Origin of the sequence: Stenotrophomonas sp. 17(2023) (assembly GCF_030345315.1) — a bacterium.
Taxonomy (GTDB): Bacteria; Pseudomonadota; Gammaproteobacteria; order Xanthomonadales; family Xanthomonadaceae; genus Stenotrophomonas; species Stenotrophomonas acidaminiphila.
The window spans coordinates 289,827-309,244 of record NZ_CP128405.1; the positions used below are offsets into that span (position 1 = coordinate 289,827).

General features: G+C 70.2%; 12 protein-coding genes. 10 read left to right on the plus strand and 2 right to left on the minus strand.

The genetic code is table 11. The features are described from left to right. Positions 1-9: 9 nt before the first annotated feature. The 10 genes from QQA12_RS01255 (at position 10) to QQA12_RS01300 (ending at position 12,683) form a co-directional block, all read left to right on the plus strand. On the plus strand, positions 10-1,566 hold the full coding sequence (locus QQA12_RS01255) for a serine hydrolase domain-containing protein (protein WP_226050590.1): 1,557 nt from the start codon (positions 10-12) through the stop codon (positions 1,564-1,566). 521 nt (positions 1,567-2,087) lie between these two features. Further along, positions 2,088-4,976: a TonB-dependent receptor gene (locus QQA12_RS01260; protein ID WP_054661450.1), complete on the plus strand. Its 2,889-nt coding sequence runs from the start codon at positions 2,088-2,090 to the stop codon at positions 4,974-4,976. 143 nt (positions 4,977-5,119) lie between these two features. Beyond that, positions 5,120-5,878, plus strand: a complete 759-nt coding sequence (locus tag QQA12_RS01265; protein ID WP_226050589.1) for an N-acetylmuramoyl-L-alanine amidase — start codon at positions 5,120-5,122, stop codon at positions 5,876-5,878. A gap of 58 nt (positions 5,879-5,936) precedes the next feature. After that, positions 5,937-7,976 carry a hypothetical protein gene (locus QQA12_RS01270; protein ID WP_226050588.1) on the plus strand — a complete coding sequence of 680 codons (2,040 nt, stop codon included), beginning with the start codon at positions 5,937-5,939 and terminating at the stop codon, positions 7,974-7,976. Positions 7,977-7,997: 21 nt separating this feature from the next. Then, positions 7,998-8,702, plus strand: coding sequence for a M15 family metallopeptidase (locus QQA12_RS01275; RefSeq protein WP_054661458.1), 705 nt, complete (start codon positions 7,998-8,000; stop codon positions 8,700-8,702). A gap of 123 nt (positions 8,703-8,825) precedes the next feature. Further along, positions 8,826-9,206: a hypothetical protein gene (locus QQA12_RS01280; protein WP_054661461.1), complete on the plus strand. Its 381-nt coding sequence runs from the start codon at positions 8,826-8,828 to the stop codon at positions 9,204-9,206. Between the two features lie 223 nt (positions 9,207-9,429). Then, positions 9,430-9,768 carry an EF-hand domain-containing protein gene (locus QQA12_RS01285; RefSeq protein WP_226050587.1) on the plus strand — a complete coding sequence of 113 codons (339 nt, stop codon included), beginning with the start codon at positions 9,430-9,432 and terminating at the stop codon, positions 9,766-9,768. Positions 9,769-9,853: 85 nt separating this feature from the next. Next, the gene (locus tag QQA12_RS01290; protein ID WP_226050586.1) at positions 9,854-10,603 is read left to right on the plus strand and encodes an HAD family hydrolase; all 750 of its coding nucleotides are present in this window, start codon (positions 9,854-9,856) and stop codon (positions 10,601-10,603) included. Next, on the plus strand, positions 10,600-11,193 hold the full coding sequence (locus QQA12_RS01295) for a hypothetical protein (RefSeq protein WP_226050585.1): 594 nt from the start codon (positions 10,600-10,602) through the stop codon (positions 11,191-11,193). The genes QQA12_RS01290 and QQA12_RS01295 overlap by 4 nt, the downstream gene beginning before the upstream one ends. 125 nt (positions 11,194-11,318) lie before the next feature. Continuing rightward, on the plus strand, positions 11,319-12,683 hold the full coding sequence (locus tag QQA12_RS01300) for a VOC family protein (RefSeq protein ID WP_226050584.1): 1,365 nt from the start codon (positions 11,319-11,321) through the stop codon (positions 12,681-12,683). A 248-nt stretch (positions 12,684-12,931) separates the two neighbouring features. On the opposite strand, the gene QQA12_RS01305 is transcribed toward QQA12_RS01300, so the two are convergent. Beyond that, positions 12,932-16,051, minus strand: a complete 3,120-nt coding sequence (locus tag QQA12_RS01305; protein WP_054668526.1) for an efflux RND transporter permease subunit — start codon at positions 16,049-16,051, stop codon at positions 12,932-12,934. Beyond that, entirely contained in the window at positions 16,048-19,284 is a 3,237-nt protein-coding gene (locus tag QQA12_RS01310; protein ID WP_226050583.1) for an efflux RND transporter permease subunit, read from the minus strand. The genes QQA12_RS01305 and QQA12_RS01310 overlap by 4 nt, the downstream gene beginning before the upstream one ends. Between the last annotated feature and the right edge of the window lie 134 nt (positions 19,285-19,418).

The following is a 19,418-nucleotide window of genomic DNA, read 5'->3' on the forward strand; positions in this document are numbered from 1 at the left end:
AGCGCGTCGATGAAGCCGATCCTGCTCTGCCTCGCCCTGCTGCCGGGCATCGCCCACGCCGCCGCACCCGCCGCCGATGCCGATGCCGCGTTCTACGACACGGTGGTGCAGCAGGCCTTCGAGCATTACCGCCTGCCGGGCCTGGCGGTCGGCGTGATCGAGGACGGCAAGGTGGTGCATGTCGCCACCCGCGGCGAGCTGGCCGCAGGCGAGGGACGGCACGTCGACGGCGACACGCTGTTCAAGATCGCCTCCAACACCAAGGCGATGACCGCGGCGGTGCTGGCGCGGCTGGTGCAGGCCGGGCGCCTGCGCTGGGACGATCCGGTGACCAGGTACCTGCCCGCGTTCCGCATGTACGACCCGTGGGTGACGCGCAACATGCAGGTCCGCGACCTGCTGATCCACAACAGCGGCCTGGGACTGGGCGCCGGCGACCTGATGCTGTGGCCGGAGCCCAATCACTTCACCCGCCAGGACATCGTCGCCGGGCTGGCGCACCTCAAGCCGGCCGGCAGCTTCCGCGCCGACTACGCCTACGACAACCTGCTGTACGTGGTGGCCGGCGAGGTGGCCGCTGCTGCCGGCGGCATGTCCTACGCGGCGCTGGTGCGGCAGGAGATCTTCGTGCCGCTGGGCATGGACCGTTGCCAGGTCGGCGAATGGTCGCCGGCGAAGGCGGGCAATGTCGCCCAGCCGCATTACCGCAAGGACGGCCGCAACGTGGTGGTGGGACGCGATGGCGACGTCGCGTCCGACTTCCCGTCGATGGCCGCCGGCGGCGTGCGCTGCAGCCTCGATGACATGCTGCGCTGGATGCAGGCGCTGCTCGATCCGGCGCGGGCGCCGGGCTGGCTCGACGCCACCCAGCGCCGCGCGCTGTGGACCGCGCACATGCCGATGCCCATCGGCCAGCGCCTGCGCGACTGGGACAACACCCACTTCCTTGCCTACGGCTACGGCTGGCGCCTGTCGGACATGGACGGGCAATGGAAGGTGGCCCATACCGGCACGTTGTCGGGCATGTACTCGTCGCTGGCACTGCTGCCGGACCGGCGTGGCGGCGCGGTGATCCTGATCAATGGCGAGGGCGAGGACGCGCGCACCGCGCTGATGCAGGCCCTGCTCAAGCGCCAGACCGCGCCCGCCGCCGGCCATGACGTGCTGCACTACGCCGGGCTGCTGGAGCGGGAACGGGCGCAACGCCGCTCGGAAGGCCACGTGCGCCCGGTGCTGGCGCCGGCCGTCGCGGTCGCGGCACGTGAGTTCGGCGCCGATGCCGGGGTGTGGACCGACCCCTGGTTCGGACAGGTCATGCTGTGTCCTGCTGGCGCCGGCATCGCGTTCGCCGCGGTGAAATCGCCGGCCATGCGCGGCCAGGTCATGCGCTCGGCTGGCCGCCCCTGGGTGCAGTGGCAGGGGCTGGGCGAAGATGCCGAGGCATGGCTGGAGTTTTCCGGCGAGGGTGCGCAGCGCATCCTGCGCATGCGCGCCATCGATCCGGATATCGACTTCAGCTACGACTACCCGGACCTGGAATTCCGCCGCGTCGGTGACTGCCCCTGAATGCGCGGGCGAAGCTGACGGCCGGCGCCAATGCCGGCCGCACGCCGGTCATGGCCATGCGATGGGCGGTGATGATGCCGCGGATGTTGTGCGGCGCATCACGAAAATATTTTATTTCCATAGCCTTGGGGTATGGGGAATAGTTTATTGACCGCCGGATTCAGCCCGTGTTAAACAGCTGTGAAACGGGGTTCGGACGGGGGCGCATGCGCCGGCCGTTTTTTCCGTCCGGGCCTCAGCGTCCCGGACGGGCAATCCCGGCGCTGGACAGGCCTGCAGTCGGGGCTTGGCATGTTGCAGGCCGGCAGACAAGGACGCTCCCCGGTGCGGTGCAACCATGGAAGGAGAGGAGAGGCACGGCCCCCGCAGCGGTGGCCGTGGATCCCGTTGCCTTGGCGGAATCGTGCCGCCCCCCTTGAGGATCGATGGATGGTCGCCGTACCCCCGCCAGCACGGATTGCAAGTGCGCCGGCATCGCTCCTGCAGCACCCACGTTACGCGCCCATTTCTGGAGAGAGAGCATGTCCGCAACCGCACGTCCCCCACGAATGCACCACCTGAGCGCCGCCCTGCTGCTGGCGCTCGGCAGCCCGCTGGCCGCGTTCGCGCAGTCCCAGCCCACGGCCGCCGCCGCGTCGCCCGAGGCGCGCACGCTCGACAAGATCGAAGTCACCGGCTCGCGCATCAAGCGCACCGATGTCGAGGCGGCGATGCCCGTCACCATCATCCAGAAGGCCGAGATCGAGGCCCAGGGCATCACGTCGGCCGAACAGCTGCTGCAGCAGCTCAACATCGCCAGCAGCGGCCCGGACAGCCTGGCCGCCAACAGCGGCGTCGCCCCCCCGGGCACCCGCGGCAACAACGGCGTGTCCGGCGCCAACCTGCGCGGACAGGGTGCCGACGCGACCCTGGTGCTGCTCAATGGCCGCCGCGTCGCCGCGCACGGCCTGGCGGGCCAGGTGGTCGACCTGAACTCGATCCCGTTCGCCGCGATCGAGCGCGTGGAAGTGCTGCGCGACGGCGCGTCGGCCGTGTACGGCACCGACGCCATCGGCGGCGTGATCAACTTCATCACCCGCAACAACTACCAGGGCATCACCCTCACCGCCGGTGCCGACGTGACCCAGGAAGGCGGCGGCAACATCTTCCACGGCAGCCTGCTGGGGGGCTGGGGCGACCTGGACAACGACCGCTGGAACGTCTGGGCCGCGGTCAACGTCAAGCAGAACAAGATCCTGCGCGGCAACCAGCGCGACTTCGTCAACAGCTTCCAGGCCGACCGTGGCCTGTCGCCGGATACCCGCGGCACGCCGTTCGCCAACATCGTCACCGGCACCGGCAGCATGATCGGCGGCGGCCTGAAGGACCCGGTCACCGGCCTCACCAAGACCACCATCAACACGTTGCGCCTGCCCGGCGGCGCCGGCTGCGAGAACGGCGGCGACATGATGGGCGACTACGGCGACAAGATCTGGGCCAGCCCCGGTGCCAGCTTCGGCTGCGCCTGGGACTACGGCCGCGCGCGCACCATCCAGCAGCCGGTGGACACGGTGCAGGGCATCGGCCGCGCCACCTTCAAGGTCGGCGAAAACCATGAGTTCTTCGCCGAGTTCATGGGCTCGAAGGTGACGTCCAAGCGCCAGTTCGAGGCGCAGCAGATCACCACCAGCATCAACGCCAGCGCCACCCAGCTCGATGCCTACGAGCTCAACGCCAACACCAAGGCGACCTACGACGCCATCTACAACCAGCTGCACGATTATTTCGGCAACCAGGCCAACCTGGTCTATGGCAGCCCCATTGCCTACCGCTGGCGCTGCGAAGTCTGCGGCCCGCGCCAGATCGAGACCACCACCAAGGCCTACCGCGCGCTGCTGGGCATGACCGGCAGCCTCGGCAGCTGGGATTACAACATCGGCCTGTCGCGCGCGCAGAGCAAGGCCGAGTCGATGACCGCCGGTGGCTACTACTACACCCCGCAGCTGAAGGCGGCATTGAAGAACGGCGTGCTCAACCCGTTCCTGATGCCGGGCCAGAGCCAGTCGCAGGCGGCCTACGACGCGCTGGCCGCGGCCGACGCAAGCGGCCTGCAGATCTACGAAGGCACCTCGACCACGACCACCTTCGACGCCAGCTTCAGCGGCAGCCTCGGCTTCCGCCTGTGGAGCGACAACGACGTGCAGGCGGCGGCGGGCGTGGACGTGCGCCGCGAGGAATACGAGTTCGGCGGCCCGGCCGAATGGGTGGCGGGCAACGCCTACGTGTTCGGTGTTCCCGGCGATGCCTCCAACTACATGTCGCCCAAGCAGCGCAACGTCAAGGCGGTGTTCGCCGAGGTCAACCTGCCGGTGGTCGACAGCCTGGAGGTCAACCTGGCCGTGCGCCACGACCGTTACGACGGCTTCGGCGGCACCACCAATCCGAAGTACTCGTTCAAGTGGCAGCCGATGGACTGGCTGGTGTTCCGCGGCTCCTACAGCACCGGCTTCAAGGTGCCTGATTTCGCCAAGCTGTTCCGCGGCGTCACCGAGACCCAGTACACCGGCCTGGACCTGGCCGACCCGGCGACCTGCCCGAAGGGCCAGTACAACCCGGACGTGGCCAACTGCAGCGAGCAGATCCGCCCGGACATCATCACCGGCGGCAATCCGAACCTGAAGCCGGAAGAGGCCGAACAGCGCAGCATCGGCTTCGTGATCGCGCCCAACGGCAACTTCAACGTCAGCGTCGACTGGTGGGAGATCGAGCGTACCAACACGATCCGCAGCGGCTTCAACCTGTCGACGATGACGGCCAACTACCCGCTGTACGCCTCCAACTTCATCCGCGACTCGGGCGGCAAGATCATCGCCATCGACCAGCGCTACATCAACACCGGCGGCACCCTGACCCGTGGCATCGAGCTGGACTCCAACGTGCGCGGCGACCTGGCCGGCGGTACCTGGAACATCCACCTCAACGGCAATTACCTGGACACGTTCAGGACCAAGACCTTCGACAGCCTGCCCTACAGCGACAACCTGGTCGGCGAGTACGAGCGCTACTACAACCTGCCGATCAGGTGGAAGCACACCGTCAGCGCCGGCTGGGCCAGGGGCGACTGGGCGCACACGCTGACCCAGGTGTACCGTGGCGGCTACAAGGACTGGAAGCCGGGCGGCGTCGTCAACGGCTACAACCCGCCGGCGTGGGACGGCAACGTCGATGCCTACATCACCTACAACTACAGCCTGACCTGGACCGGCATGGAGAACCTGAAGGCGACGTTCGGCATCCGCAACCTGCTCAACACCGATCCGCCGTTCACCGTCCGCTACCTGGACGACGGCGACGGCGCGGGCTGGGAAGCGCGCGTGGCCGACCCGCGCGGCCGTTCCTTCAACCTGCTGCTGGAGTACCGCTTCCAGTGACGCAACCGCGGGCCCGGTCTCCGGGCCCCTTTCGCCGCCGCCCGGCAACCGGCGGCGGCGAAGGCGCTTTCTTCGTGTTGTCGGCAGGCCGCACGCCGGCCCTGCCTTGATTCACGCACCACCGTCGTGCAAGCGAGGCGTTGATGAAGATGTCCACCAAGCTGTTGCTCCCGGCCGCGTTGCTGGCCCTGCTCACCGCCTGCGGCCACGCGCCGCCGCGCAACCCGCTGGCAGGCTGGGTGCCTTCGCCGAACCAGGACGTGCGCCGGCCCAACCTGATCGTCATCCACTTCACCGAGCAGGAATCGGTGCAGCAGAGCCTGGATACGCTGCGCGGCCGCAACAGTGGCGGCCCGGTCAGCGCGCATTACCTGATCGGCGCCGACGGCACGCGCTACCAGCTGGTCAGCGACGAGCGCCGCGCCTGGCATGCCGGTGCCGGCAGCTGGGGCCCGTTCACCGACCTCAACTCCGCCTCCATCGGCATCGAGCTGGACAACGACGGCAAGTCGCCGTTCGCCGAGGCGCAGGTGCAGAGCCTGCTGGTGCTGCTGGACGACCTGTGCACGCGCCTGCGCATCCCGCGCAGCCAGATCATCGGCCACCAGGACCTGGCGCCGACGCGCAAGCCCGACCCGGGCCCGCTGTTCCCGTGGAAGCGCCTGGCCGACGCCGGCTTCGGCCGTTGGCCGGCCGCCGATGCGCCGCCGGCACCGGACGGGTTCGACCCGTGGACCGCGCTGCGCCTGATCGGCTACCCGCTGGACGACCGCGCCGCCACCGTGCGCGCGTTCCGCAACCATTTCCGTGGCCAGGGCGGCACCGAGCTGGACGCCGAGGACCTGCGCATCCTGCATGCGCTGGCCACGCCCGCACCGGCCGCACCGGCCACCCACCGCTGAGGCCGGCCGCATGACTCGACCCAACCGTGCATCTTCCCCCCGTACCGGACGCATCGCCATGACGTTCGCCCTGAGCCTGGCCGCGATCAGCCCGGCTGCCCTCGCCGCCGATGGCACCGGTCGGCTGGGCCTGTCGCCGGCGCCGGCCTCCACCGAATTCGTGCAGCAGCGCACCCAGTTCCAGCTGCACACGCTGCTGACCGAACAGCGCCATCCCCGCACCTGGAACCTGAGCGAAGTGGCCGCGCACGATCCGGCGCAGGCGCTGTCGCAGCTGTTCTCGGTCGACGAGGACGTGGCCCGCGCCTTCGCCGCGCTGGCCGATGATCCGCAGCGCATGGCCCGCCTGCATGCGGCCTCGGCGGCGGTGCAGCGTGCGCTGCGCGACGGTCACCGCATCTACTTCTATGGCACCGGCTCCACCGGGCGCCTGGCCGAAACGCTGGAGAGCGGCGTGTGGCGGCCGTTCTGGAAGCGCCTGCAGGCCGACCCGGCGTGGCCGCGCGTCGCCGCTGCGTTGCCGGCGGGCCTGGGCGAGCGCGTGCGCGGCGAGATCACCGGCGGCGACCGCGCGCTGATCAGCTCGCTGGAGGGCTTCGAGGACCTCCAGCTGATCGGCGCGCTGCAGATGCGCGATGACGGCATCAGCGCCGACGACGTGGTGTTCGCGGTGACCGAGGGAGGCGAGACCTCGGCGGTGATCGGCACCGCGCTGGCCGCCGCCGATGAGCGTGGCGCGGGTACCGACCGGGTCTGGTTCGTCTACAACAACCCGGACGAGGTGCTGCGCCCGTTCGAGCGCAGCCGTCGCGTGCTCGACGATGCGCGCATCCACAAGATCGCGCTGCCCACCGGCCCGCAGGCCATCACCGGGTCCACCCGCATGCAGGCCACCACCACCAGCCTGTACGCGCTGGGGCTGGTGCTGGAAGACGCGCTGCGCGCGCTGCTGCTGCCGCAGCTGGACGCGGCCGACGCACAGCGTCTGGGGCTGGATTCCAAGGACACCCTGGAGAGCCGCCTGCGCGGCTTCGCCGGCCTGCAGCGCAGCGTTGCGGCCAGCGCCCCGCAACTGGCGCAGTGGACCGTACGCGAGGCCCAGGCCTATGCCGGTGGCCACCACGCCACCTACCTGGCCGGGCAGGCGCTGATGCCGGTGTTCGTGGACGTGACCGAACGCGCGCCGACGTTCCGGCTGGCGCCGCTGGACCGCACCGATACGACGCCGCCTGCGTCGTGGATCCGCGTCTGGGCGCCGGTGGCGACGCCGCAGGCGGCCTGGGACGCACTGCTGCACCGCCCGTTCCACGGGCTGGATGCCGCGCAGTACCGCCCGCAGTTCGAGCAGAAGGTGGACGACCCGGCGCTGCGTGCCACCGCGCTGCGCAGCCTGGAACGCGCCGGCGCCGAGCAGCAGGCCCTGTACGACCTGTCCTGGTCGCCGGCCAACCGCGAGCGGCTGCCGCCGCAGGCGGGCGACCTGGGCGTGCTGCTGCGCTATGCCGGCGAGCCGATGGATGCGCTGGCCCGGCAATGGTGGCAGGCGTTCGGCGACGCCGGCGCCGGCCGGCTGACCGTCACCGTGGGGCACGGCGCGGCCTCCGGCGATGCCGGCAAGGCGCTGGACGGCATGCCCCGCGACATCGCGCTGGAACTGCCCCAGGGCAACGATCCGCTCGGCCTGGACCGCACGCTGGCGCTGAAGATGCTGCTCAATGCGCATTCGACCGCGGTGATGGCGCGGCTCGGGCGCACCGTGGGCAACACCATGACCGCGGTGCAGCCGGGCAACCTCAAGCTGATCGGCCGTGCCACCTACCTGATCCAGTCGCACGTCAACGCCGTGCTCGATGGCAAGCGCTGGCGCGCGCAGCACGGCGCCACCGACCTGCTGGGCTATGCCGAGGCCAATGCCGTGCTGTACGAAGCGATCGACCAGCGCGCACGCCTGCCGGAGGCGGCGCAGCTGCCCGAGGTGGAACTGGCGATCGTCGCCGTGCTCGAGCGCCTGGACAGCGGCAGGCCGCTGGACTGGGCCGGCGCCGCGCAGCTGCTGCGTGCCAAGGGCCTGAACGGCTATCTGCGCGAGCGCACCTGAGCCATGCGCAGAGCCATTGCCATGAATCTCCGGTGTTGGATCGCGTTGCCTGCGCTGGCCGCCTGCGCCGCGGCGCAGGCGGCGGTGCCGGCGGTGTCCCCGGCCGCCACGCCGGCGCAGGCCGGCATGCTGGATGTCGCCACCCTGGCGCCCGGGTTCTCGCTGGACATGCGCTATGCCGGCAGCGACAACTTCACCGGCCGGCCGGTGCCCGGTTACGACGCGCCGCGCTGCTACCTGCTCGCGCCGGTCGCGCAGGCGCTGGCGCGCGTGCAGCGCGCGCTGCAGGCGCAGGGCCACGCGCTGCGCCTGTACGACTGCTACCGCCCGGTACGCTCGGTGCAGTCGTTCGTCGCCTGGGCGCACGACCCGGCCGACCAGCAGGCCAAGGCCCGCTACTACCCGAACATCGACAAGAGCCGGTTGCTGGACGGCTACATCGCCGAGCATTCCGGCCACAGCCGCGGCGCCACCGTGGACCTGGGCCTGCTCGACTGCCGCCAGGGCGACTGCGTGGAACTGGACATGGGCACCGGCTTCGACCGGTTCGATCCGCTGGCGCATACCGACAGCCCGGACATCACTGCCCGGCAGCGCGACAATCGCCGGCTGCTGCTCGACGCGATGGGCGCCGAAGGCTTCGCCAACTACCCCATGGAATGGTGGCACTACACGTTCCGGCCCGAGCCGACCCCCGATACCGCCTACGACTTCCCGGTGCGCTAGCGCGACCAGCGCCGCACCACGCGGCGCTGGCGTCGCCACGAAAGCCGCGTCGCGGCCGCCGCGCCTGCGGGCAGGATGCGGCCGGCTACACTGCGGTCTCCCCGTTGCCATGACCGGAAAACGATGAACCTGGAACTCCACTACGGCCTGCTGGGCTCGCTGGAAGCAGCCCTGATCGCATTGGCGGTCGGTTTCGTGGTGTTCTTCCTGTGGTGGCAGGTGTGCCGTCGCACCGGCCTGTCGGCGGGCCATGCCATCGCCTGGCCGTGCCTGGCCGCGGTTGCCATCGGTGCCGGCGTGGACGGCTGGAACCTGTTCTACCTCGGCATGGTGCAGCTGGAGTCGCCGCTGTATGCGCGGCTGGCGCTGGCCGGTATCCACGATCCCGACCAGTTGGGGACGCGGGTGGTGCTGGAAGTCGCCGGTGCGCTGGTCGGCGTGGGGCTCGGATGGCGGGCGTTCAGCCCGCGCGCCGCCGCGGAAGGCGACACCCGCGGCGACTGACGCCGCCCGATCCACGCGGGCGTGCCGCGGATGGAACGCCCGAATGCATGGCTTACCTGCGGCTCACGCATCGCTAACCAGGGCGGTAGCGGCTTGCGCGCGTGCGTTGGTTAACACCGTGTCTGTGGCCGTTCCGTGGGGCGTGCGCGATTCAGGACGGGCCTGCGAGGGTGGCGGCGTGCGGAATCACCGCGCTTTCCAGAACCGCAGGAGGAACCCCCTGATGACCATTCGCAACCGCAACCCGCTGTTCGCCCTCGTCGCCGTCGCCGGTGCCGTGCTGGCCATGCCGGCCATGGCCCAGGACCCCAAGGCCGAGCAGGAACACCAGGCCCACGGGCAGGCGGCACAGGCCGGGCAGGCCACCGCCGCCGACGCGGCGGCCGGCGGCAATGGCCAGTCGTGGGCCAGCCTGGACACCGACGGCGACGGCAGCATCAGCCGCGCCGAATCGCAGGCCCATGCCGGGCTGGCGCAGGTGTTCGACGCCGCCGATGCCGACAAGGACGGCAAGCTGACCCCGGACGAATACCGCACCTACAGCGCCTCACAGCAGAAGTAACGCAGCGGCGGCGGTACCGCCATGTCCCCGGAGGAGCGGCCGCAGGCCGCTCCTTCCGCATGGGCCGGTTGCTATCCTGTGCGGCATGACTTCCGCATCCCACGCTTCGGCACATCCCCCCGGCATCGGCCTGGTCGGCTTCGACGGTGACGACACGCTCTGGAAGAGCGAGGACTTCTACCGCCAGGCCGAACAGGAATTCGAGTCCATCCTCGGCCACTACGTCGACCTGCACGATGCCGGTACCGCGCAGCACCTGCTCAAGGTGGAGCGGCGCAACCTGGCGGTGTTCGGCTACGGCGCCAAGGGCATGACCCTGTCGATGATCGAAGCGGCCATCGAATTGACCGACGAGCGCATTTCCGCCGCGCACCTGCGCCAGATCGTCGAGATCGGCCGCCGCACCCTGCAGCACCCGGTGGAGGTGATCGACGGCGTGCGCGAGGCGGTATCCGCCATCGCCGCACGCTGGCCGGTGGTACTCATCACCAAGGGCGACCTGTTCCACCAGGAACAGAAGATCGAACGTTCCGGGTTGCGCGACCTGTTCCCGCGCATCGAGATCGTCTCGGAAAAGGACCCGTCCACCTATGCCCGGGTGCTGGCCGAGTTCAACCTGCCGGCCGAGCGCTTCGTGATGGTCGGCAATTCGCTGCGCTCGGACATCGAGCCGGTGCTGGCGCTCGGCGGCTGGGGCGTGCACACCCCGTATGCGGTGACCTGGGCGCACGAGGCCGAGCACGGCGTGTCCAGCGACGAACCGCGCCTGCGCCTGGCCGATACCGCCTGGCAGTGGCCGCAGGCGGTGGCCGCGATCGAAGCGGTCGGGCGATGAACCGCAACGCGCGGCGCGCGCAGGCCGGGCCGCGGGTGGCGTGGCTGCGTGGTTGCCTGCCCGCGTTGCTCGTGTGTGTTTCCGCGGCGTCCGCCTTTCCCGGGGTGGCTGTGGCGCAGGAAGCCGCGGCGGCCCCGGCCGCGACCGCGCCTGCCTACGACCCGGGTACCGGCGATGCCTGGCTCGACCGCCAGCTGGCCGACGTCAACCGCTATGCCGAGCGCTACCCCGACGCCTTCATCGACGAGCTGGTGCGCTATGGCGGCGCGCGCCGCGGCTACGTCCAGGCGCTGATGCAGCAGCATGGCTGGGCGGCCGGCGACATCTGGTTCGCCTGCTTCTGGGGCCAGGCCATCGGTGCCAGCTGCCGCGAGCCGGTGCAGGCGCGCACCCGGCTCCCGGGCGAAGGCTGGAGAGCCGTGGTGGAAAGCCTGGCGGTGGCACCGGAGAACCTGCACTGGCGCGCGGTGCGCCACGCCCTGGTCGCCAGCTACGACCATTGGGACCGCCCGGTCCGGCTGGATGCGCTGCTGCAGCGCCAGCTCGGCGACCGCGCGCGGCGCGACGCGGCCGCCCGCGCACCGGACTGAGCGGCCGGGGGCACGTCACGGCGGATGCCCCGGCGGTACCGCGAAAGTAACCGATGCAATGGATGACCCCGCGGCCCCATCCGGGCGAAAATGGCGGTTTCCCCTGCCGCGCCGCGCGCCCCGCCATGACCGCCGACCGTTTCGTCTCGACCGACCACATCCGCAGCCTGTTCTCGCAGGCGATGTCGCACATGTACCGCACCGAGGTGCCGCTGTACGGCACCCTCGTGGAACTGGTCGGCGAGGTCAATGCCGGCGTGCTGGACGCGCAGCCGGACCTGGCCGCGCAGATGCAGCGCAGCGGCGAGCGCGAGCGCCTGGACGTGGAGCGCCACGGCGCGATCCGGGTCGGTACCGCGCAGGAGCTGTCCACGCTGCGTCGTCTGTTCGCGGTGATGGGCATGCAGCCGGTGGGTTACTACGATCTGTCGGTGGCCGGCGTGCCGGTGCACTCCACCGCGTTCCGCCCGGTCGATGGTGAATCGCTCAACCGCAATCCGTTCCGCGTGTTCACCTCGCTGCTGCGGCTGGAGCTGATCGAGGACGAGGCACTGCGCGCGCAGGCGGCCGGGATCCTATCGCGGCGCACGATCTTCACCCCGGGCGTGCTGCAGCTCATCGAGCAGTGCGAGCGCGATGGCGGCCTGTCCGGCGAGGACGCCTGGCGCTTCGTGGTCGAGGCGCTGGAAACCTTCCGCTGGCACAACGAGGCCACCGTGTCGCTGCAGACCTACCACGCCCTGCATGCTGCGCACCGGCTGGTGGCCGACGTGGTCAGCTTCCGCGGACCGCACATCAACCACCTGACCCCGCGCACCCTCGACATCGATGCCGCGCAGGCGGCGATGCAGGCGCGTGGCCTTGCCGCCAAGGCGGTCATCGAAGGCCCGCCGCGCCGCGCGTGCCCGATCCTGCTGCGCCAGACCAGCTTCAAGGCGCTGGAGGAACTGGTGCACTTCCCGTCGGGCGAGGACAACGCCGCCGGCACGCATACCGCGCGCTTCGGCGAGATCGAACAGCGCGGCCTGGCGCTGACCCCCAAGGGGCGCGCGCTGTACGACGCGCTGCTGGCCCAGGCGCGCGACAACGGCGGCGCCGGCAGCACCGGTGGCGACTACATGCAGCGCCTGCAGGCGGCATTCGCCGGCTTCCCCGACGACCACGCCACCCTGCGCCGCGAGGGCCTGGGCTACTACCGCTACGTGCTGACCGATGCCGGCCGCGCGCTGCCGGCGGCCGAGCGCGGGTTGCCGGCCGAGGTGCTGATCGAGCGTGGCCTGGCGGTCGCCGAACCCATCGTCTACGAGGACTTCCTGCCGGTCAGCGCCGCGGGCATCTTCCAGTCCAACCTGGGCGGCGAGGAGCAGCGCGCCTATGCGGCGCGCGCCAACCGCGAGGCGTTCGAGCAGGCGCTGGGGGCGACGGTGGCCGACGAGTTCGCGATCTACGAGCGCCTGCAGGCGGAGTCGCTGGCGCAGTTGGTGGCCTGATCCGTGGCGACGGGGCCGGCGCTGGACACGCCGGCTGCCGGCGCGGCTGTCCTAGCCCCTTCCGCTTGCGGCCTCCGTCCGCCGGCCACGTCGCTGCGGACGGGAACCCGCGCGTACAAACCGCACGCAGCCGTTGGCCGGGGTGACGGCTGCGCCGCCGCGATGGAGATTTCCGTCGTGCCGTGCAATGCCCGGCAGAGACCATCCCGGCTACGCTCCAGCGGAACGTAGCCGCGTGCGGGAGACGATCAGGCCCGCGCGATCCGCCGCTGGCTTCTGCGCTCGCGGCGGCGCGCACGCCAGCCGCGCCAGTGCTGCTGCAGGCAGGAGAAGATCACGTACAGCGCCGGGGTGCTGAGCAGGGTCAGGCTCTGCGAGATCAGCAGGCCGCCGATCATCGCGATGCCCAGCGGGCGGCGCAGTTCCGAGCCTTCGCCCAGGCCGATCGCCAGCGGCAGCGCCGCCAGGATCGCCACCATCGTGGTCATCATGATCGGGCGGAAGCGCACGATGCTGGCTTCGCGCACCGCCTCGGCCGGCGACATGCCGTGTTCGCGCTGCGCCACCAGGGCGAAGTCGATCATCATGATCGCGTTCTTCTTGACGATGCCGATCAGCAGCACCAGGGCGATGGTCGAGATCACCGACAGGTCGGTGCTGGTCACCCACAGCGCCAGCAGCGCGCCCATGCCGGCAGCCGGCAGGGTGGACAGGATCGTCACCGGGTGCACCAGGTTCTCGTACAGCATGCCCAGCACGATGTAGACCGTGGCGATGGCGGCGATGATCAGCATCAGCATCGCGGCCGGGTCCAGCGCCTGGCGGAAGCCACCGGGTTCGGCCTGGCGGATGTCGCCGGGCATGCGCAGGCCGTCGATGGCGGCCTTGACGATGGCATCGCCTTCGCCGCTGCTGACGCCGGGCGCCAGGTTGTAGCTCAGGTCCATCACCGTGTATTGGTTCTGGTGGGTCACCTGCGACGGCGCCAGCCCGGGTTCCTGGTGGGCGAAGGCGGTGAGCGGGATCATCTGGCCACTGCTGGAGGCCACGTACACGTCGTCGATCGCCGCCGGACTGCCGGTCTGTTCCGGCAGCGCGTTCACCACCACGCCGTACTGGTTGAGATCGGCATAGATGGTGGAGATCTGGCGCTGGCCGAAGGCGCCGTACAGCGCACCGTCGATGGCGCCGATGCTCACGCCCAGGCGCGAGGCCTTCTCGCGGTCGATGACGATCTTCTGCATCAGCCCGCCCTTGTCCACGTCCGAGCCGACGTCGCGCAGCTTCGGGTTCTGCTTCAGCACCTCGACCAGCTTCGGCAGCCATTCGGCCAGCTGCGCGGCATCGTTGCCCTGCAGGGTGACCCGGTTCTGCGCGCCCTGGCCACCCCCGCCGCCGCCGTCGGAAGGCAGGTCCTGGATGGCGCGCAGGCGCACGTCCAGGTCCGGGAACTGCGCCGCCTTGGCGCTGAGCCGGGCCACGACCAGGCTGGTCGGCTCGCGCCGCCCCTCGGCCATCGTCCTGAGCTCGATGTTGAACTGCGCGCTGCTGCCCTGGCGGCTGGAACCCAGCCGCGAGCCGACCATCTTCACCGCCGGGTCGGCCAGGAACATGTCGCTCAGGCGCCGCTGGCGCTGGCTCATCTCGTTGAAGGACACCGTGGCGCTGGAGCTGGCGCGGCCCCAGATCAGGCCGGTGTCCTGCTCGGGGAAGTTGCCCTTGCCGACCGCGCCGGCCAGGTAGAACGTGGCCACGATCAGCAGCAGCGGGGTGAGCGCCAGCAGCAGCGCATGGCGCAGCGAGAAATCCAGCGCCACCGTGTACACCTTCAGCATGCCGCCGTGCACGCGGTCGAGCAGGCGGTGGGTGCGCGACTCGCGCACGTGCGCCTCGTGCGGCTGCAGGAAGCGTGCGCACAGCGCCGGGGTCAGGGTCAGCGACACCAGTGCCGACACCATGATCGCCGCCACCAGGGTCAGGGTGAACTCGCGGAAGAACGCGCCGAGCATGCCCTGGGCGAAGATGATCGGCAGGAACACCGCCACCAGCGAGGCGGTTATGGAGACGATGGTGAAGCCGATCTCGCGCGCGCCGGCCATCGCCGCCTGCATGCGCGGCATGCCGGCGTCCAGGTGGCGCATGATGTTCTCGATGACCACGATGGCGTCGTCGACGACGAAGCCGATGGCGATGACCAGCGCCAGCAGGGTCAGGTTGTTGAGGGTGAAGCCCAGCGTCATCATCACCACCGCCGCGCCGGCCAGCGACAGCGGCACGGTGACCGCGGCGATCAGCGTCGGCGCCAGCCGGCGCAGGAACAGCGCCATGGTCAGCACCACCATCGCCAGGCTGATCATCAGGGTGATCTGCACCTCGGCCAGCGACGCGCGGATGGTCGGGGTGCGGTCGAAGTAGGGGGTGAGCGTGGTGCCGGCATCGAGATGGCTGGACAGTGCCGGCATCTCCGCCTTGACCCGGTCCACGGTCGCCACCAGGTTGGCGCCGCTGCGCAGGTACACGTACATCAGCACGCCGCGCCTGCCGTTGAACCAGGCCGCCTGGAACGCGTCCTGCTGGCCGTCATAGACGGTGGCGATGTCCTTCAGCCGCACCACCGCGCCGTCGTGGCTGGCGATGGCGATGTTGGCGAAATCGGCCGCCTTGCGTACCTGGTCGTTGAGGACGATGGCGGTCTGGCTGCGGCCGTCGTCGAGGAAGCCCAGCGGCGAGGCCACGTTGGCCGCGCGCATGGCGTTGCGCAGGTCGTCCGGGCTCAGCCCCAGCGCGTTCATCGCGCGCAGGTTGAGGTCCACCCGCACCGCCGGGGTCGAGGCGCCGGCGATGTCCACCTGCGATACCCCCGGCAGCTGCCGCAGGCGTTGCGCCAGCAGCGAGTCGGCCAGGTTGTAGAGCTGCGCGACCGACTGCGTGTCCGAGGTCAGCGACAGCGCGATCACCGGGTCGTCGTTGGGGTTGGCCTTCTGGTAGGTGGGCGTGTTGATGCCGGCCGGCAGGTCGGCCATGGCGGCATTGATCGCCGCCTGCACGTCCTGCGCCGCCGCGTCGATGTCGCGGCTGGTGTCGAACATCAGGAACACCATGCTGCGGCCGTCGCTGCTGCTCGAGCGCATGGTGCTGATGCCCGGCACCTGGCCGAGGTGGCGCTCCAGCGGCGCGGTGACGGTGGCGGCCATGGTGTCGGCGTCGGCGCCGATGTTGCTGGCCTGCACGAAGATCACCGGGATCGACAGGTTCGGCAGCGCCGCAACGCCCAGCCGCAGGTAGCACAGCAGCCCGGCGAAGAACAGGCCGATGGCCAGCAGGCTGATGCCGATCGGGCGCTTGATGAAGGGCGCGGAGATGTTCATGCCGTGCGCTTGCCGGCCGCCTGCAGGCGTGCGGCGGCGCGACGCTCGCGGCGCCGCGCGGCCCACTCGGAGAACCGCTCGAAGTACAGGTAGATCACCGGCGTGGTGTACAGCGTGACCAGCTGCGAGAGCAGCAGGCCGCCGACGATGGCCACGCCCAGCGGGCGCCGCAGTTCCGAGCCGATGCCGGTACCCAGCGCCAGCGGCAGCGCGCCGAGCATGGCCGCGGCGGTGGTCATCATGATCGGGCGGAAGCGCAGCAGGCAGGCGCGGCGGATCGCGTCGAACGCGTTCATGCCGGCACGCTGCGCGTCCAGCGCGAAGTCGATCATCATGATCGCGTTCTTCTTGACGATGCCGATCAGCAGCACGATGCCGACGATGCCGTCCACCGACAGGCTCATCCCGCACAGGTACAACGCCAGCAGCGCGCCGACGCCGGCCGGGGGCAGGGTGGAGATGATGGTCAGCGGGTGGATCCAGCTCTCGTAGAGCACGCCCAGCACGATGTAGATCACCGCGATGGCGGCCAGCAGCAGCAACACCACGTCGGTCTGGCTGCTGGAGAACTCGGCGGCGGTGCCGACGAACTGCGCCTGCGTCTGCGACGGCAGCTGCAACGCTGCCACGGCCTTGTTGATCGCCGCCACGCCTTCGGACAGCGAGTAGCCCGGGGCCAGGTTGAACGAGATCGTCGCCGACGGCAGCTGCTGCTGGTGGCTGACGATCAGCGGCGCGGTCCCCGGGGTGGCGGTGGCGATGGCCGACAGCGGGATGCTGCCGCCGGCGCCCAGCGCGATGCCGGTGTTGCTGTTGCCGATGCCGGTGGCGGTGGAGGAGTTGCTGGAGCTGACCTGGCCCAGGGTGGTGGCGTTGCTGCCGGTCAGCGCGCCGCTGCCGTTGCTGCCGATCGCCAGCTGGTTCATCAGCGCGTCGGCGGTGCGGAACTCCGGCGCCACCTCCAGCACCACGCGGTACTGGTTGAGCTGGGTGAAGATGGTGGAGATCTGGCGCTGGCCGTAGGCGTCGTACAGGGTGTCGTCGATGGTCTGCATCGGCACGCCGTAGCGGCTGGCCTTGTCGCGGTCCACTTCCACGTGCAGGGCGCGGCCGTGGTCGGCCAGGTTGTTGTCGACGTCGGCCAGCTCCGGCAGGCGGCGCAGCGCGTCGGTGACGCGCGCGGCCTGCTCGGCCAGCTCCCGGCTGTCCATGTCCGACAGCGAGAACTGGTAGGCGGTGGCGGCCACGCGCGTGTCCAGGGTCACGTCCTGCACCGGCTTGAGGTACAGCGCGACGCCGGGGATGTGCGCGGCGGCGGCCTGCAGCCGCGGCAGGATCGTGTCCAGGCTGCCGCGCTCGCCGCGATCCTTGAGCACGATGTTCAGCTGGCCCTGGTTGAGCGTGGGGTTCATCGAGCCGGCGCCGATGTAGGCGGCCACGCCGGTGACCGCCTCGTCCTGGCGCAACGCCTCGGCCACGGCCCGGGTGCGCTGCTGCATCTGCTCGAAGGCCACGTTCTGGTCGGCGATCACCACGCCGGTGACCATGCCGGTGTCCTGGTCGGGCAGCAGGCCCTTGGGAATGGCGATGTACAGCAGCACGGTCAGCACCACCGAGCCCAGGGCGATCCCCAGGGTCATGCGCTGGTGGCGCAGCACCCAGTCCAGGCTGGATTCGTACAGGTGCACCAGCCGCGACCACGCCGTCACCTTGCCCTGCGCGGCGGCGCGCTCGTGGGCATCGTCGCCCTCGGGCAGCGCGTCGGGCTTGAGCAGGTAGGCGCACATCATCGGGGTGAGAGTCAGCGAGATGAGCATCGAGATCGCCACCGCGATCGACAGCACCCAGGCGAACTCGTGGAACAGGCGGCCGGTGACGCCCGGCATCAGGATCAGCGGCAGGAACACCGCGATCAGCGACACCGTCAGCGACAGCACGGTGAAGCCGATCTCCTTCGCGCCGGTCTCGGCGGCATCCTGGCCGTCCTTGCCCTGCTCGATGTAGCGCACGATGTTCTCGATCATCACGATCGCGTCGTCGACCACGAAGCCGGTGGCCACGGTCAGCGCCATCAGCGACAGGTTGTCCAGCGACATGCCGGCGAAGGCCATCACCCCGAAGGTGCCCAGCAGCGACAGCGGCACCGCCACCGACGGGATCACCGTGGCCCACAGCCGGCGCAGGAACACGAAGATCACCGCCACCACCAGGCAGATGGTGAGCACCAGGGTGAACTGCACGTCGTGCACCGAGGCGCGGATGGTCACGGTGCGGTCGGAGAACACGTCCAGCGTCACGTCCGCCGGCAGCATGCCCTGCAGGCCGGGGAGGATCTGGCGGATGTTCTGCACGGTCTTGACGATGTTGGCGCCGGGCTGGCGCCGCACTTCCAGCAGCACCGCCGGCTTGCCGTCGGCCCAGGCCGCGATCTGGTCGTTCTCCACCCCGTCGACCACGCTGGCCACGTCGCGCAGACGCACCGGCGCGCCGTTGCGGTAGCGCACGATGATGTCGTTGTAGTCGGCCGCGTCGCTGAGCTGGTCGTTGGTGGACAGTGTGTAGCTCTGGGTCTTGCCGTTGAGCGAGCCCTTGGGTGCGTTGACGTTGGCCTGGGTCAGCGCGCTGCGCAGGTCTTCCAGGGTCATGCCCATGTTGGCCAGCTGCGCCGGGTTGGCCTGGATGCGCACGGCCGGGCGCACGTTGCCGGCGATCGACACCAGGCCGACGCCGTCCACCTGCGACAGGCGCTGGGCCAGCACCGAATCGGCCAGGTCGTTGACCTCGCGCAGCGGGCGCGTGTCCGAGGCCAGCTTCAGGGTCAGGATCGGCGCATCGGCCGGGTTCACCCGGTTGTAGACCGGCTGGTACGGCAGCGAGCCGGGCAGGGTGGCCTGGCGGATCGCCGCCTGCACGTCCTGCGCGGCGGTGTCGATGTCGCGCTCCATCGAGAACTGCAGCACGATGCTGGACAGGCCGGCCGAGGAGTCGGAGGTCATCAGGTCCAGGCCGGAAATCTGGCCCAGCTGCCGCTCCAGCGGCGTGGTCACCAGCGAGGCCATGGTCTGCGCACTGGCGCCGGGGTACTGCGTGGTGACCACCAGGCTGGGTGCCTCGATCTCGGGCAGGGCCGAAACCGGCAGGCGCTGGTAGCCGAGGATGCCGAGCAGCATCAGCCCGACCATCAGCAGCGAGGTGGCGATGGGGCGGCGGATGAAGAGAGTCGAGAAGCCCACGGTCGATTCCTGTGGTGAGAGTGTGCGCGGTGCGGGGCGGTCAGGACCTGCCCACGCTCCCGCCGCGCGCGTCGCGTGGCCCGCGCGGGGTGCTCACGCATGCGTACATGCCCGGTGCCTGCACCGTGGTATCG

Excerpts from the sequence above, each read along its gene's own strand:
- QQA12_RS01255 (WP_226050590.1), top strand. The coding sequence starts at position 10 with ATGAAGCCGATCCTGCTCTGCCTCGCCCTGCTGCCGGGCATCGCCCAC.
- QQA12_RS01260 (WP_054661450.1), top strand. The coding sequence starts at position 2,088 with ATGTCCGCAACCGCACGTCCCCCACGAATGCACCACCTGAGCGCCGCC.
- QQA12_RS01265 (WP_226050589.1), top strand. The coding sequence starts at position 5,120 with ATGAAGATGTCCACCAAGCTGTTGCTCCCGGCCGCGTTGCTGGCCCTG.
- QQA12_RS01270 (WP_226050588.1), top strand. The coding sequence starts at position 5,937 with ATGACGTTCGCCCTGAGCCTGGCCGCGATCAGCCCGGCTGCCCTCGCC.
- QQA12_RS01275 (WP_054661458.1), top strand. The coding sequence starts at position 7,998 with ATGAATCTCCGGTGTTGGATCGCGTTGCCTGCGCTGGCCGCCTGCGCC.
- QQA12_RS01280 (WP_054661461.1), top strand. The coding sequence starts at position 8,826 with ATGAACCTGGAACTCCACTACGGCCTGCTGGGCTCGCTGGAAGCAGCC.
- QQA12_RS01285 (WP_226050587.1), top strand. The coding sequence starts at position 9,430 with ATGACCATTCGCAACCGCAACCCGCTGTTCGCCCTCGTCGCCGTCGCC.
- QQA12_RS01290 (WP_226050586.1), top strand. The coding sequence starts at position 9,854 with ATGACTTCCGCATCCCACGCTTCGGCACATCCCCCCGGCATCGGCCTG.
- QQA12_RS01295 (WP_226050585.1), top strand. The coding sequence starts at position 10,600 with ATGAACCGCAACGCGCGGCGCGCGCAGGCCGGGCCGCGGGTGGCGTGG.
- QQA12_RS01300 (WP_226050584.1), top strand. The coding sequence starts at position 11,319 with ATGACCGCCGACCGTTTCGTCTCGACCGACCACATCCGCAGCCTGTTC.
- QQA12_RS01305 (WP_054668526.1), bottom strand. The coding sequence starts at position 16,051 with ATGAACATCTCCGCGCCCTTCATCAAGCGCCCGATCGGCATCAGCCTG.